Consider the following 15322-nt stretch of genomic DNA (forward strand, 5'->3'; position numbering starts at 1 on the left):
CTTTGCGGGTATTAAACACCAATGGAAAACCGGTCTTCTTTTCAGAACACATCGCTTTCTCTTGGTGTATCATATCTCTCCCTTCCACGCCTTCAGTTTATCCCTTTGGTTAATTTGCGAAGCAATCTACGAGCTCCTTATGTCAAGCGAAAACGTGTAAAATATAATCAGATATTTTTGTTCGGATACCTCATTCCTTTTGACGGCCTTCTAACATATTACAAAAAACATGCCGATGCTAATTTATCACTGTCGGAATTCTTTACAAATACTATATTTTATTAAATTATAAGTAATTGACTGATATTTTATTAAATACATGTGGTTTATGCAATATTGGGAAGGCTTAGGGATAGAACACTGTCGGGTTTCTTTACATATTTAAAAAACATGTTGCAATTATTTAATATTAACTAGTAATATCTATAAGTTTATATCTAATTGAGAATGCATACTATTTGCATAATGAAATTTTATAAAAAAGTAAATAAACTATAACTTACTATACTTTATAATATATAGTAAGTATATTCTAAATTCCACAAGAATTTAGAATTCATGTATTTGTTCCTGTATCAATAAAAATGTGTCGGATTTCTTTACGATTTGTTGCTTCATTCTTAAGACATGTTTTAAAATACATGTTAAATCAGTTATATAGATATTTGGCACGTATATTGCAAAATATTTTTGGATCTTAAGTAATTAAAAAATAGAGGGCATATGTGGTGAGCCATTATTTTGGAGGCTCCCCTTTTGTCTAGTGTTGATTGCTTTATTTAATTGAGGAGAAAAAATGAAAAAAATAATACTATCTATCAGCTTTATTATGCTTTTTGCTTTTACTAATGTTACCGGCGCAAAAGGTGAGATTATAGGTATTAAATCATTATCAATAGATCAACTGCATCTGTCAGCGTATGTTGCAGTTGCAGATATGACTTTTCCACATGATGGGACTTCCCCATCGCCCCTGCAATACATTATGGGAGAATACTCGACGATAGTAAGTACTGATGAAATCGATATCTATTTTAGCAACAACTATGGAAATCGTCCAACCGGAACAGTAAATACGGTAGCAAACACTATAGATGTAGATTTTGGGTCTCTTCGGTTAAATTTGCGTTATGACGGCTATCCTTATCCTGGCCTCCCTTATTTTTTGCATGTGAATGATAATGTTTCTTTGTGGGATGGCACCAAGAATATCACAAGTCACTATTACAATCCTCTTGATGGTAGTTTCTCTTTGGAATGGACAGGAAGTACTCCGGTTAATGGTACAGTGAATGGTGGGTCGGTTTCTACAGATGCTGATTATTATTTTTTATTAAGTGGTAAAGCTTCTACCGTCCCGATTCCAGGAGCGATCTGGCTCTTTGGATCAGGTTTGTCAGCATTGGCATTTTTCAGGAAAAAAGTTGCGAAGTATCCATCCATCAAATCATAAAGATCGGTAACCCGTTTGGAACTCATCTGTGAAAGAGGAACTTCATCTTTACGGGAACATCCCAGCTTGCCTTTAGTATTGGGAAATGCTTTGGATAGTTCTTCTTTCACCGGTTTCTATCATGCTTCTATGGCGGTGGCATCCCGGCTTATGTGGTCGGCAGGTTTTTAGCCACAATGTTTTATAATTATTGCTTCATGAATTTTTTGCAGTTTTTTAAATTACGGTGATGCTGCCTATTTTCGTTTTCCTGTATAAATCCCCCTGCTAATTCTTACAATCGTGCCTTTTTTATAGGCATTGTATAAAATACTTCTTACTTTCTTATCTTCAATTCCGGTTTTTCTTTTCAACGTGGCAATATCAACTCCATCTTTTGCCCGTTTTACAATTTTAAGAATACGTGCTGAATCAGATTCTTTTGTAATCTTTTTAACTGGTACCGGGGCTTTGCCAGGAAACTGTATGACATTTGAAGTTTTTTTGATTTTAGGTGAAACAACGGGTTTTTTTTCCGGTTTGGAAGCTTGTTTTTTCTTTGCCGGAATATAAGCGGAAGTAATTTCAGCCACAGTTTCTGTTTCCATATCAATACCGAAAAGATCTTCCAGTGCGGAGTCTTCGATAACTCTTTCGGTTTTCTTTTCGGCAGCTAAAAGCAGGTTGTTTGTTCTGTCTTTAACCACATGGCTTATCAAATCGGATATTTCCACTTGTCTTAGTTTAAAAAAAAGACCCGGGTCTTTATCAAGCCTTGCTCCAACAGCATAGAGTGTTGCCGCAACATGCTTGCACATGCTTGCCCAGTCGGGACAGGAGCATTCAAATTCGATTTCTTCTGGTGATGGGAAAAGACCGTTATTTTTTTCCATAAAAATCTCACCAAGAGCCTTCGGAAATTTTCCGGCCAGAAGATCCTGCAAGGAATCAAGTTGCTTTGAAGCGGCCGCTTTTATCCTGTTCCATATTAACGGAGAAATTTCCTTTATCTTTATTGCAACATCATAAGGCTTTGTCCTTGTTCCCTGAACAATTGCTTCCACCTTGCCCGAATTTATTTTAATATCAAGAACGGCACCGATCCGGACATAGCTTCTTCCCCGGCCTATACGGTTGCTGTAATCGGCATATCGCTCAAGGTTGCGATTCCATGATTTTCCCCACCATGTTGTTGCAAGCGCACTTCCTTCAATAACAACCGGTGTTATATTTGGATTTTTTGCCATCAGTTTTTTTAATTGCTTTTGCGCTTTTTCCTTCTTTTCGCCAACTGATACATATCGAGGATAATACCGGAATGACATAATCACCTTCATTTTTTATAATGTTAATTTGAATAGCTTCATCAGTTCATCATTTTTCATCTCTGTTATGAGTGCTTCCCCATTACACGAAATAACATCATTTGATAGTGTTCTTTTTTCTTCAAGCATTTTATCTATTTTTTCTTCTACAGTTCCCTTTGTAATAAACTTATGCACAATGACATTTTTTTTCTGGCCGATGCGAAAAGCCCTGTCTGTTGCCTGGTCTTCAACGGCAGGATTCCACCAGCGGTCAAAATGAATCACATGGTTTGCTTCGGTGAGGTTTAAGCCCACACCCCCTGCTTTTAAGGAAAGAACCATATAAGGTATATAGCTTTTACCCTGAAACTCTTCAACGATTTTTTTCCTCTTTCCTACAGGCACTCCTCCATGCAGGATCAAACCTTTTTTATGAAATATGCTTTCCAGAAAATCGGAAAGAGGTTCGGTCATCTCTTTAAATTGTGTAAAAATCAGCACCTTTTCTCTTTTTTCATAAATTGTTTCACATATTTCTCTAAGCCTTGCAAACTTACCGCTGTCTTTTTCCTCAAATCCTGCTGTCCCGTTATATTGATCAGGATGATTACAAAGCTGCTTGAATTTAATGATTGAAGACAGTATTAGCCCTTTTCTTTGAATGCCTTCCGTTTCAGCAATTAACCTTTTTATATCTTCCACAATTCTTTTGTACAGTAGTACCTGTTTTGTGCTTAAATCCGCATAGGTTTTCATTTCCACTTTATCCGGGAGATCGGAAATAACTGACTTATCGGTTTTCAGACGACGCAGAACATAAGGACTTATGAGCTTTCGCAGTTTTGAATATCCGGCATGGCTGCGTTTAAGTTTTTCCGAAAATTTCTTGAATTCATTTATACTTCCGAGCAATCCTGGATTTAAAAAATCAAAAAGCGACCAAAGATCAGAAAGCCTGTTTTCTATCGGTGTTCCTGTCATTATAATTCTGTTTTCTGAGATCAATTTCTTTACGGCACGAGATTGCTTTGCGCCCGGATTCTTTATAGCCTGGGCTTCATCAAGGATAATATAATTCCATTTGTACGACTGAAGCCACTCATATCTTTGAACCATGGCATAAGTTGTTATCACAAGATCATAATTTTTAGCCATATCATCCGAATTTTCTTTTACACCCCCTTTGTTTTTTGAAATGCTATGTGCCACGTAAAAACGAAGATCCGGAGAAAAACGCTCAATCTCACTGGACCAGTTAAAGATAAGAGAAGCAGGCACAATCAGAAGATTTGCTTTATGCATTGCTCCGGTTTTACTGTTTTCCGATTTTAAGATATGTAAAAATGCCAGAGCTTCGATGGTTTTACCAAGACCCATATCATCGGCAAGACAAGCACCGAATTTAAGTGAATAAAGAAAATAAAGCCAGTTTACGCCTTTTTGCTGGTATTCTCTGAGCCTGGCTTTAAACCTGTGATCCGGAATTGCACAAGGAACCTTTTGAGGATCGGCCATTTTTCTTATTACCGATTCCAGCCATTTCCCGTTTGTAATACTATGATCTATCTGTGCTGCATCATTTCCTAATAACTTTTCGGGCTGAAGCTGCAAGCGCAAAGCATCCAGAAAACTGAAACCTTCTTCTTCCGAAAGCATTTGTACTTTTTCGTAAGCATCGAGTGTTTGCCTTAGTTTGTCAGGATCGACAGCTACCCACTTGTTTTTGATAAAGGCAAGCCCATCATATTCACTAAGCAGCTTTTTTGCCTCTTCTTCTGAAATCTGCGTGTCCCCAAGACACAGCTGCGCATCAAAATTTAAAAGGGCGCTTCCCCCAACATAAGACGGAGCATCATTACCCATATTTATATTGAGCTTAACGCCTGAGGCGCTTGTCTTCCACCAGTTTGGAATCCTGCATAAAATTCCGCATTCTTCATATACAGGAATCTCTTTTAGAAAAGAAAAAGCTTCTTTTGCGTTCCATGCCAAAGGATGAAACAATTCTCCGTTTTCAAGAAGTTCGGAAATTATACTGCTTTTTTCAGCTGCCCTATGGACTGTTGTTAGAAGCTGCAAGAGCTTTTCATTATCCTGGCCATATTCCTTAAGAGCATATTTTAACGGGAGATGTTTTGATTTCCCTTTTTCATTGAGCCTCGTGGAATAAGTTGCCAGAAAGGCGAAAGGCAGTTCCTGCTGTTTGTTTTCTACAAGATGAAAAAAGATCCTGCCTACAATATTAACTTCCGGACTGTAGGAACGGATAAAATCTTCTACGGTTCCGTCATATTTTTCAATCTCAATTACATAAGCATTGTTAAGCCTTTTCCATATATTTTCAAGTAATCCGGTATGAAGATAATCGGAGCCTTCCATAAGCGGCGCATCTTCTGTAAACCGCCTTAACTCATCTTTTTCAACAGCAATTTTGGCCTGATGCCTCCACAATTCCAGATCGGGTGTTTGTGAAAGCTTTTTTGCGAATAATCCTGCAAAGTTTCGCCAATAATCAAGAGAAAATGAAAGCTCTATATTTTTATCGCAAAAGCCCAAAAAAAGAAGCCATAGATCGTTATTTGCCGAATACCGACTGTATATTTCTTCCTGCAACAGCCTGCTGCTGTTGGAAACAGGCTTTTTGGCATCCGCCCACTCCAGTTCAAGAAAACCGTTTGGCATAATAACTGTGATTAAATCTTTATTCATATTTAATATAGCTCATCAACCTGCCTGCCAAAAAGGCAATAAATGATATAGGAACCCACCGAATGGCTTGAGAAAAAATCCAATATTTTTTCTGACAGGAATGTTTATTTCACAGTAAAAAAGATAATTCAATTATATTTCTTGAACAAAACAGCATGCATGTTATAATTGCCCATATTTGTTATGTTAATTTGGATAGAACAAGATGATCAAACATATCAAGCATATACACAACCAGGTGAAACCATGGAAAATATACAGCCCATACTGGATGCAGCAGATATAGAACGTATTGTCACAAGAATTACCCATGAAATTCTTGAAGTTCATAAGGGCACAAAAAACCTCTCGCTTATAGGAATTCAAACCCGCGGTGTTTTTCTGGCCAAAAGAATACAGGCATTAATAAAAAAAATCGAAGGTATTGAAATACCGGCTGGAATTATCGATATTACGCTTTATCGCGATGACTGGACAAAAATAAGTAATAATCCTGTAGTTCAGGCAACCGATATTTTCTTTTCAATAGATGAAAAACAGATTGTACTGGTGGATGATGTTCTCTTTACCGGCAGGACTATAAGGGCTGCTATGGATGCAATCATGGATTACGGAAGACCGGATCGTATCGAGCTTGCCATACTTGTAGACAGAGGACACAGAGAACTTCCTATTCAAGCAAATTATGTCGGAAAGCATATTTCAACAGGCTTGACAGAAACCGTAAATGTTCTTGTATCCGAGCATGACGGTATAGACAAAGTCGTTCTGGAAAAAGGTAAATAATGAGCGTTAATGAACACAAAGCACATGCCCCTAAAAGAATCAGAATGGGCATTATTTCCGTATCATCAACAAGAACGAAACAAAATGATGAGAGCGGTGCCTGGATCAATAAACTGGCAAATAAAGAAGGGCATGAAGTAATATTCTATCAGGTCGTACCTGATGATATATATAAAATAACAGAGACAATTATTGAAGCAATTCACGAGCAAAGAGTTCAGGCTCTTTTATTGACCGGAGGCACCGGAATAAGCAGTAAAGATGTTACAATTGAAGCGGTTCGTCCATTGTTTGAAAAGGAACTTACAGCTTTTGGACCTATTTTCAGCCAGCTTAGTTTTGAAGAGATAGATTCAGCAGCACTTTTATCAAGAGCCACAGCAGGAATTATAGGAAATGCAATTGTTTTTTGTATGCCAGGCAGTTTGAAAGCCTGTAAGCTTGCTTGCAAAGCCTTGATTTTTCCTGAACTGGGGCATCTTTTAAAACACATTCTGGAAGGATAACGCTCCATGGGAAACATAGTCCGGGTATCCCAAAATCCCTTCCCCGGAACTCATATCCTGATGTTTCGGGGTGATGCTCAGACTTTTACTCTAACTCTCTCAACTCCTCTTAAAGGAAATGCATGGCTCCGTACTAATTTGGGCCATGCAAAAACCACAAGAACCGAAATTATACGAGAAGTATTTTACAATGAACCGCCTTTAGGAAGAGACTGGTTTGATCTTCCAATGAGAAAAATTGATGACCTTACTTTTGTTATTACCGTACCTCTTAGCGAAGTCGGGCATTTTGAAGCCAAATGTTTCTTTTTAAAAGAAGATGATATTGATCCGATCTGGCCGGACGGCCAAAATACTGTAATAAATGTTGAACCTGCCGCAACATGTTGCGCAAATATTATCTACAATGCTTTTATACGACAATTCGGGCCTAACAAGGAAGGCAGAGGGTTTGCAAATCAAACTGAAGAAAACTGGATACAAAACCTTGATACAAAAGGTTATACGGTAATACCTCCGTCGGGCAAATTTCGCGATCTTATCCGTGAACTTGATTTTATTATAGGCAAACTAGGATGCAGAGCTATTCAGCTTCTCCCTATCAACCCTACCCCTACAACATATGCCAGAATGGGCCGTTTCGGCAGTCCATATGCAGCACTTAGTTTTACAGCAGTTGATTCCGCTTTAGCAGAATTTGATACCAAAGCAACCCCGCTTGAACAGTTTATTGAGCTGGTCGATGCCGTTCATGCCCGCAGTGCAAAAATTTTAATAGACATAGCAATTAATCATACCGGATGGGCGGCATCTCTGCATGAAACTAACCCTGAGTGGCTTGTACGCAGCGAAGACGGACATATTCAGGTTCCGGGTGCCTGGGGTATGCGCTGGGAAGATCTTACAAAGTTAGATTACTCAAAGAAAGATATGTGGGATTATATGGCGAATATATTTCTTACATGGTGCCGCAGGGGTGTTGACGGATTCCGCTGCGACGCCGGTTATATGATTCCCCTTTCTGCATGGCGCTTTATCGTTTCTATAGTAAGGGAGCAATTTCCGGATACTATATTCTTTCTGGAAGGACTGGGAGGCAAAATATCCGCTACGCGTGATATTTTAAACAGTGGTAATTTCAATATGGCTTATTCCGAATTGTTTCAAAATTACGATCGGGGCCAATTGGAACATTATCTTCCCGGCGCAAATGCTATATCTTCCGAAGATGGTATTCTTCTCCATTTTGCCGAAACCCATGATAATAACAGGCTTGCTTCCAGTTCCAAAACATATGCGAAAATGCGCACCGCACTTTGCGCTCTGTTATCTTGCGAAGGATCTTTTGGTTTTGCAAATGGGGTTGAATGGTTTGCTACAGAAAAAATCAATGTGCATGGCGCATCTTCTCTTAACTGGGGAGCAGAAGACAACCAGGTAGATCATATAAAAACACTTTCAAATATTCTTAAAACTCACCCGGCTTTTTTTAACAAAACCCAATTGAGTTTAATCCAGCATGGAGAAGGAAATTTTATTTCCCTTCTTCGCAATAACATTTTAAGTGGCAAAAAACTGCTTATAGTAGCAAATCTTGATGATAACAATCAAACGCATGCTTTTTGGAATGCTAAAAAATCCGGGATGAAAGAAACAACATACATTGATCTTATTACATCAAGAAAAATTCATGTGGATTCAAGCGGCAATTATAATTCATATCTGCTTAATCCGGGTATGGTACTGTGTCTGACAAATGATGAAAATGATCTTGAGCTTATAAATATTAAATCTGATAAAGATTTCATTGTACCTGATAAAGTTGCAAAACAGAAAATGAATGCAAAAGCGCTTGAGATTCTGTTGCTGTATAAGGGAAATAAAGACATAGGAGAATTTGATATTGAAAATGCATCAAAGTCTCTTGCCGATAACCCGGTAGAATTTTGCCGAAGTTTCAATTCGTTTTCCGCTGAAACAAGAGTAAAAGTCTGGAACTGGCCTAATGATGCAAAGCGGGAAGTAATGGTTCCTCCCTCACATTTTCTGATGGCAGTTGCAGACAAACCTTTTCAGGCTCAAATAACTGATGGGAATTATGTTTTATCCAATGAAGAAAGCCTGCCCCGTTCGGATGGCGGGTTTTTTGCCCTTTTCTCTCCTCTTCAAAAACCTATAAAGCACCGTCAACTGACTCTTAAACTTACAGTTTATGAGTATGGCCTTGCAAAACATACAAAAGCGCCTCTTCTTTATTTATCCGAACCTGAAGATACCAGAATCAAAAGAACGTTCACCCGTTCTCAATTGCTTAAAAACCATACTGTGATGCTTGATACGAACAGACGTGGTGCAATGCTTCATGTCCCTGTTTTCTGGGGAACATTAAACAGCAAATACGATGCAATACTTGCAGCAAATACCAACTCCGAATATCCTGTGGACAGGCTTGTTGTATTTTCAAGATGCCGGGCATGGGTAGTATATCAGGGTTTTTCTCAGGATATCTGCTCAGATTGCTTTGACTTATTTGAATTTGATTATAAAGAGGGCGGGCTCTGGCGTTACCGCATACCTACAAGCCAGGGAGAACACATTCATCTTAATATTAAGCTTCAAATGGTTAATGATAAAAACTCAGTCCGCATTACTTTTACCCGTTTGCATTCAAATAAGCAGGATAGAACTTTATCCGATGATAAAGCCATACGGCTTATATTAAGACCGGATATTGAATACCGCAGTTTTCATGAAACAACAAAGGCATTCAAAGGCCCCGAAAATTTTTGGCCTAACGCTGTTTCGGCAAAGTCTTCCGGATTTGTATTTGCGCCCGAAAGAGAAAATGCTCTTTCGGTCAATATTTCAAAAGGTGATTTTGTTTCAGAACCCCAATGGCAGTATATGATCCATAGACAGATAGAATCACAAAGGGGTCTTGATCCGGATTCGGACCTGTTTAGCCCGGGTTATTTCCATACATTACTAAACGGTGGAGAAGAATGTGTTTTATCTGCTGACGTCGGTAATATAACAAAGCATAAACCAGTAATTCCAAATCCTTTAGAAAAGACCGGTTCATTATCTGAAAAACGGATTACCAGCATAAAAATTGAAGACGCACTTAAGCTGGCTCTTGATAACTATATAGTAAGCAGGGGATCTTATAAATCAATAATAGCCGGATACCCCTGGTTTCTTGACTGGGGGCGTGATTCTCTTATATTTACAAGAGGAATGATTGCTGCCGGCAAGTATAAGGATTCAGAACTTGTAATAAAACAGTTTGCAAGATTTGAAAAAGACGGAACAATTCCGAATATGATAAGTGGGCATGATGCCGCAAACAGAGACACTTCCGATGCACCTTTATGGCTTTTTGTCGCCTGTTCCGATTTGTCAGTCGCCAAAGGTGAAGATTCTTTTCTAAACCAAAAACTGGATGACAGAGATATCGGCTCTATACTGATTTCCACTGCAAACCGTTTGATATCCGGCACTCCCAATGGAATTTACATGGATAATGACTCAGGTTTATTATTCAGCCCGGCACATTTTACATGGATGGATACCAACTACCCTGCTTGTACTCCGCGGGAAGGTTATCCCATTGAAATTCAGGCTCTGTGGTATAAAGCCCTTTTGTTTCTTTCACAAATTGATTCCGGTTCATCAGACAAATGGAGTACCCTTGCAGCAATAGTTCAAAAATCGATTTATGAACTCTTCCCGCTTGAAGGGGGTTATCTTTCAGACTGCCTTTATGCTTCATCAGGAATACCGGCACGAAAAGCCGAGAAAGACGATGCATTGAGACCGAATCAACTTCTTGCAATAACTCTTGGCGCTGTTTCAGATTTTTCCTTGTGTGAAAAAATTCTTTCTGCCTGTGATGAACTTCTTGTTCCGGGTGCTATCAGAAGTCTTGCCGACAGGCGGGTAAACAGACCGCTTGAGATAAAACATTACGGCACGGATCTCAATGATCCTTTGAATCCATATAAGGGAAGTTATGAAGGAGATGAAGATACCAAACGAAAGCTGGCTTATCACAACGGCACAGCATGGACATGGCTTTTCCCCTCTTTTTGTGAAGCCTGGGCTATGACGTACGGTGATAAAGCTAAATACAGCGCTTTATCTTTGCTTTCTTCTTCAACACAAATTATAATGTACGGATGTACCGGGCATGTGCCGGAAATTATTGACGGAGATTATCCGCACAAAGCAAGAGGATGTGATGCGCAGGCATGGGGCGCAAGTGAACTTTTGCGCGTGTGGTTAAAACTTTCAAAATGATAAATTTTGTAAGGATTCAAGGGGTCAAGGATTCAAGGGGTCAAGTGAAGGTAGGCCATCTTTCTTCATATTGATATTGCTAAACGATGTGAAAGAGCACCAACCCTTGAACTCTGGAATCCTCGAATCCTTGAACCCTTTTTTTTATAGAGGATTTTGAATTATGAAAAATATACAGCCTTTTCAGGTTTTTCCCATCATACCGGAACCCCTGTCGTTTTTGGATACATTATCCCGAAACCTATGGTGGAGCTGGCAAAGCGATGCAAAAGAGCTTTATAAAAGAATTGATCCAAAGCTCTGGGAAAAATCAGAACATAATCCAATTGTCTTTTTAACCAATACACCTAAAGAACGGCTTGAAGAACTTGCCGAAGATGGGAGTTTTCTCGTTCATCAAAAACGAATCGAAGAAAATTTCAAAAACTCTGTTCTTTCAAAACCGAATATGGCAGATTCTTCCTTTGAGCCCAACGATAATATTGCATATTTTTCAATGGAATTTGGCATTCATGAGTGTATTCCTCTTTTTGCAGGCGGTCTCGGAGTTCTAGCCGGAGACCACCTGAAGGCTGCTTCTGATCTTAAGCTTCCTATGACCGGGGTCGGACTTTTATACAAACACGGATACTTCCGTCAATTCTTAAGCCAGGACGGAATGCAACAGGAGGAGTATCCTGAAACTGACCTGTATAAAATTCCGGTTGAAAAAGCACTTGATCTATCAGGAAAGGAATTATACATAACGATAGACAGGCCAAACGGCAATATTCGTGCACGTGTCTGGAAGTTAAATATCGGACGTATTGCGCTTTATTTACTTGATACCAATCTGTCTGATAACCCTCCTGAAGTAAGGGACATCACAGCTAATTTATACCCGGCCAACCAGAATAAACGCTTAGCCCAGGAAGTGCTTTTGGGAATAGGCGGCATGCGCGCTTTAGCGGCTATGGGAATATTTCCCAATGTAGTTCATCTGAATGAAGGCCATTGTACTTTTGCAAGCATTGAACGTATTTCTCAGATTATTTCAAAACACAATATTGATTTAAAAACAGCGCTTGAAATAGTGCCCCGTTCTACAGTATTTACAACTCATACTCCTGTTATTGCAGGCCATGATGTATTTCCTGTAGACATTGTAAAACCATACATCGAAACTTATAAAGAAAAACTGGGAGCAACTGAAAAGGAAATTTTATCTTGGGCCAAACCTGAATGGAAAGATGGTGAAGGCCAGTTTTCCATGTTTATACTTGGCCTTAAAATGGCTCAATATTGTAATGGCGTCAGCAAACTTCACGGCTCTGTTGCCCGTAAAATGTGGGCGCATGCCTGGCCGGGCAGGCCGGTTGATGAAATACCAATAACACATATCACTAATGGTGTTCATGTGCCCTCATGGATATCATATGAAATAGCCCTCCTCTTAGACAGGTACCTTGGTCACGGATGGAATAAACACCCGTGGGATCCTGTAATTATGAACCGCATTGATGGAATTTATGATGAAGAACTCTGGCATATTCATGAAATGAACCGTACCAGACTTATTCGTAAATGCCGGGAACTTATGGTAAAACAGTACGGGAAACGCAATACTCCCAAAGCTATTATGAGCGATGTGGAATCGGTACTTGATCAAGATGCTTTAACAATTGTATTTGCCCGCAGGTTTGCAACATATAAAAGATCTCATCTTTTATTTATGGACCCTGATCGGCTTGGATCGATTCTGACTTCCAAAACACATCCTGTGCAAATCATTTTTGCAGGAAAAGCCCACCCAAAAGACCAGGAAGGAAAAGATCTTATAAAATATGTAGTACACTTTGCGCAAAAGCATGAGTTGAGGCATCGCCTGATTTTTCTGGAAGATTATGATATCAGTATTGCCAAAATATTGGTGCAGGGAGCTGATGTCTGGCTGAATACTCCCAGGCGTCCTTTTGAAGCATGCGGCACTTCCGGAATGAAATCTGCTATAAACGGAGGGCTTAATGTCGGTATCCTTGACGGATGGTGGTGCGAAGGATACTCTGAAGAAAGAGGTTGGCGAATCGGAAACGGGGAAGAATATTTTGACTCGGAATATCAGGATAATGTTGAGAGTCAGGCATTATATAATCTTTTAACAGATGAAGTTATTCCTTGTTATTATGACAGAAAAAACAACACTTATTCGCAGGTTTGGGTGAGTAAAATGAAAGAATCCATGAAAATGGCCATGCAATATTTTTGCAGCCATGTCATGGTCTCAAATTACACAAAGAAATTTTATGTTTCGTCTGCAAAAAACAACAGGAGTCTTTTATCAGACAACAGCGCAGAAGCAAGAGCGCTTTCTTTGCAACGGGAACGCCTTAGTTCGCTATGGAAACTTATTACGATAGAACCGCCCAAAAGGCAAAATCAAGGCCCCTTTCGTGTTGGCGATACCGTTAATGTCTCAACAGAAGTCTTTCTTGGTGAAATTCTTCCCAAAGAAGTAGATGTTCAGATATACTACGGTAAGATACAATCCGTTGATTCAGTTACTGGAGGTAAAGCAGAAACAATGACTGTTGAAGAAAATCTCGGAAATGGCCGCTATCTTTATAGTTGTGCAGTAACCTGTAGTGATACCGGCAGATTCGGATTGACAGCCAGAATAATACCAAAAGGTGACGACTGGATAAAAAGCACCCAGGAATTTTTAACCTGGTCATGATATAGTAAAATAAAAGGATCGCATAATGTCTGCCGCTTCGGTAAAAAATCCACGCATACTTATTGTAACACCTGAAGTAACTCATCTCCCTGAAGGGATGGGAAATATCAGTAATTATTTTACTGCAAAAGCCGGGGGTCTTGCCGATGTTTCAGCTGCACTAATAAGCGCCTTATTTGAACATGGAGCAGATGTGCATGTCGCTTTGCCTGATTACAGAGAAATTTTCAACTCCCAACTTGCCCGTATTTTCGGTAAAGAATTGGATTTAATTCGCAAAAAAATGCCTGAAGAAAGAATTCATCTTGCAGAAGACAAGGTGTTTTACTACTTAAATCATGTTTATTCCAGTTACGGTTGGGAAAACCTGAAAATTGCCTTATCCTTCCAGCGTGAAGTAATTAATCATATTGTTCCAAATGTCAGACCGGACCTGATTCATTGCAATGACTGGATGACCGGCCTTATACCGGCTATGGCAAGAAAGATGGGGATACCCTGCCTGTTTACCGTACACAATATTCACACAACTAAAACTTTTCTTTCGAATATCGAAGATGCGGGTATTGACGCAGCTTCCTTCTGGCAAAATCTTTATTATGAGCAAATGGCATATGATTACTGGGGAACACGCGAATCAAATCCTGTTGATCTGCTTACAAGCGGAGTTTTTGCCGCCCATTATGTAAACACTGTAAGCCCTACTTTTTTAAACGAAGTAATTGAGGGAAGCCATCCTTTTGTTGAGCCTTATCTCAAGCAGCAATTATCAAATAAATGGCAATCAGAATGCGCAACCGGAATTCTTAATGCTCCTGATCCAACTTTCAATCCGGCCAAAGATAGTGAAATTTTTTTCAAATATGACACTGATAATTTTAAAAGCGGAAAATTAAAAAACAAACAAGCATTCCAAAAAATGCTGGGACTGATAAAAGATGATAAGGCCCCTTTACTTTTCTGGCCTTCCAGGCTGGATTCAATTCAGAAAGGGTCCGAACTTCTTGCAGATATTTTGTATAATGTAATATCTTCATACTGGGATTTAAATCTTCAAATCGTTTTTGTGGCAAATGGAGAATATCAGCAGCACTTTAAAAACATTGTTGATTTTCACCGTTTCAATAACAGGGTTGCTGTGTGCAATTTCGATGAAAGACTTGAGCGCATGGCATATGCCGCCTCGGATTTTGTACTTATGCCATCTCGTTTTGAACCTTGCGGATTGCCGCAGATGATAGGAGCAATATACGGTTCTTTACCGATTGCCCATAACACGGGCGGATTGCACGACACAGTAACAGACCTTGATGTAACAAAAGAAACAGGAAATGGATTTTTATTCGATCATTACGGTACACAGGGGCTGTTTTGGGCTATCAGCCAGGCAGTAAATTTTTACAAATTACCCTCAAATGTAAAACAAAAACAAATAAAAAGAGTCATGCAACAAAGCATTGGCAGTTTCAATCATTCCGTTACGGCAAAACACTATATAAACCTTTATGAGAAAATGTTACAACGCCCACTTATAACTACTTCTTGATAAATACTCCGATTGGAAGTAACG

General features: G+C 39.3%; 9 protein-coding genes. 7 read left to right on the top strand and 2 right to left on the bottom strand.

The window, feature by feature from the left end; all coding sequences use genetic code 11:
* Positions 1-796: 796 nt before the first annotated feature.
* Together KKC46_17980 and KKC46_17985 are read left to right on the top strand one after the other, a co-directional pair.
* Positions 797-1453, top strand: coding sequence for a hypothetical protein (locus tag KKC46_17980; GenBank protein MBU1055692.1), 657 nt, complete (start codon positions 797-799; stop codon positions 1451-1453).
* Positions 1454-1468: 15 nt separating this feature from the next.
* Complete coding sequence (locus KKC46_17985) at positions 1469-1624, top strand: hypothetical protein (protein MBU1055693.1); 156 nt, start codon at positions 1469-1471, stop codon at positions 1622-1624.
* A 65-nt stretch (positions 1625-1689) separates the two neighbouring features.
* Here the strand turns inward: KKC46_17985 and KKC46_17990 are convergent, their stop codons facing one another.
* Together KKC46_17990 and KKC46_17995 are read right to left on the bottom strand one after the other, a co-directional pair.
* Positions 1690-2757 (bottom strand): hypothetical protein, encoded by a 1068-nt coding sequence (locus tag KKC46_17990; protein ID MBU1055694.1) that lies wholly within the window; start codon positions 2755-2757, stop codon positions 1690-1692.
* 15 nt (positions 2758-2772) lie between these two features.
* Complete coding sequence (locus KKC46_17995) at positions 2773-5448, bottom strand: DEAD/DEAH box helicase (protein ID MBU1055695.1); 2676 nt, start codon at positions 5446-5448, stop codon at positions 2773-2775.
* Positions 5449-5694: 246 nt separating this feature from the next.
* Between KKC46_17995 and pyrR the strand changes: the two genes are divergently transcribed.
* The 5 genes from pyrR (at position 5695) to KKC46_18020 (ending at position 15298) form a co-directional block, all read left to right on the top strand.
* A complete protein-coding gene (gene pyrR / locus KKC46_18000) occupies positions 5695-6234 on the top strand; it encodes a bifunctional pyr operon transcriptional regulator/uracil phosphoribosyltransferase PyrR (GenBank protein MBU1055696.1) in 540 nt (179 codons plus the stop codon).
* Positions 6234-6740 (top strand): MogA/MoaB family molybdenum cofactor biosynthesis protein, encoded by a 507-nt coding sequence (locus KKC46_18005; protein MBU1055697.1) that lies wholly within the window; start codon positions 6234-6236, stop codon positions 6738-6740. Before pyrR ends, KKC46_18005 begins: the two co-directional genes overlap by 1 nt.
* A 6-nt stretch (positions 6741-6746) precedes the next feature.
* On the top strand, positions 6747-11039 hold the full coding sequence (locus KKC46_18010) for a glycogen debranching enzyme N-terminal domain-containing protein (protein MBU1055698.1): 4293 nt from the start codon (positions 6747-6749) through the stop codon (positions 11037-11039).
* Positions 11040-11202: 163 nt separating this feature from the next.
* Positions 11203-13752 carry an alpha-glucan family phosphorylase gene (gene glgP, locus KKC46_18015; protein ID MBU1055699.1) on the top strand — a complete coding sequence of 850 codons (2550 nt, stop codon included), beginning with the start codon at positions 11203-11205 and terminating at the stop codon, positions 13750-13752.
* A 25-nt stretch (positions 13753-13777) separates the two neighbouring features.
* Positions 13778-15298, top strand: a complete 1521-nt coding sequence (locus tag KKC46_18020) for a glycogen/starch synthase (GenBank protein ID MBU1055700.1) — start codon at positions 13778-13780, stop codon at positions 15296-15298.
* The last annotated feature ends 24 nt before the right edge of the window (positions 15299-15322 follow it).

This window comes from Pseudomonadota bacterium (assembly GCA_018817425.1).
Lineage (GTDB): Bacteria > Desulfobacterota > Desulfobacteria > Desulfobacterales > RPRI01 > RPRI01.

What these genes read in the sequence shown, in the direction of transcription:
- KKC46_17980 (MBU1055692.1), top strand. Translation starts at nt 797, where the DNA reads ATGAAAAAAATAATACTATCTATCAGCTTTATTATGCTTTTTGCTTTT.
- KKC46_17990 (MBU1055694.1), bottom strand. Translation starts at nt 2,757, where the DNA reads ATGTCATTCCGGTATTATCCTCGATATGTATCAGTTGGCGAAAAGAAG.
- KKC46_17995 (MBU1055695.1), bottom strand. Translation starts at nt 5,448, where the DNA reads ATGAATAAAGATTTAATCACAGTTATTATGCCAAACGGTTTTCTTGAA.
- pyrR (MBU1055696.1), top strand. Translation starts at nt 5,695, where the DNA reads ATGGAAAATATACAGCCCATACTGGATGCAGCAGATATAGAACGTATT.
- KKC46_18005 (MBU1055697.1), top strand. Translation starts at nt 6,234, where the DNA reads ATGAGCGTTAATGAACACAAAGCACATGCCCCTAAAAGAATCAGAATG.
- KKC46_18010 (MBU1055698.1), top strand. Translation starts at nt 6,747, where the DNA reads ATGGGAAACATAGTCCGGGTATCCCAAAATCCCTTCCCCGGAACTCAT.
- glgP (MBU1055699.1), top strand. Translation starts at nt 11,203, where the DNA reads ATGAAAAATATACAGCCTTTTCAGGTTTTTCCCATCATACCGGAACCC.
- KKC46_18020 (MBU1055700.1), top strand. Translation starts at nt 13,778, where the DNA reads ATGTCTGCCGCTTCGGTAAAAAATCCACGCATACTTATTGTAACACCT.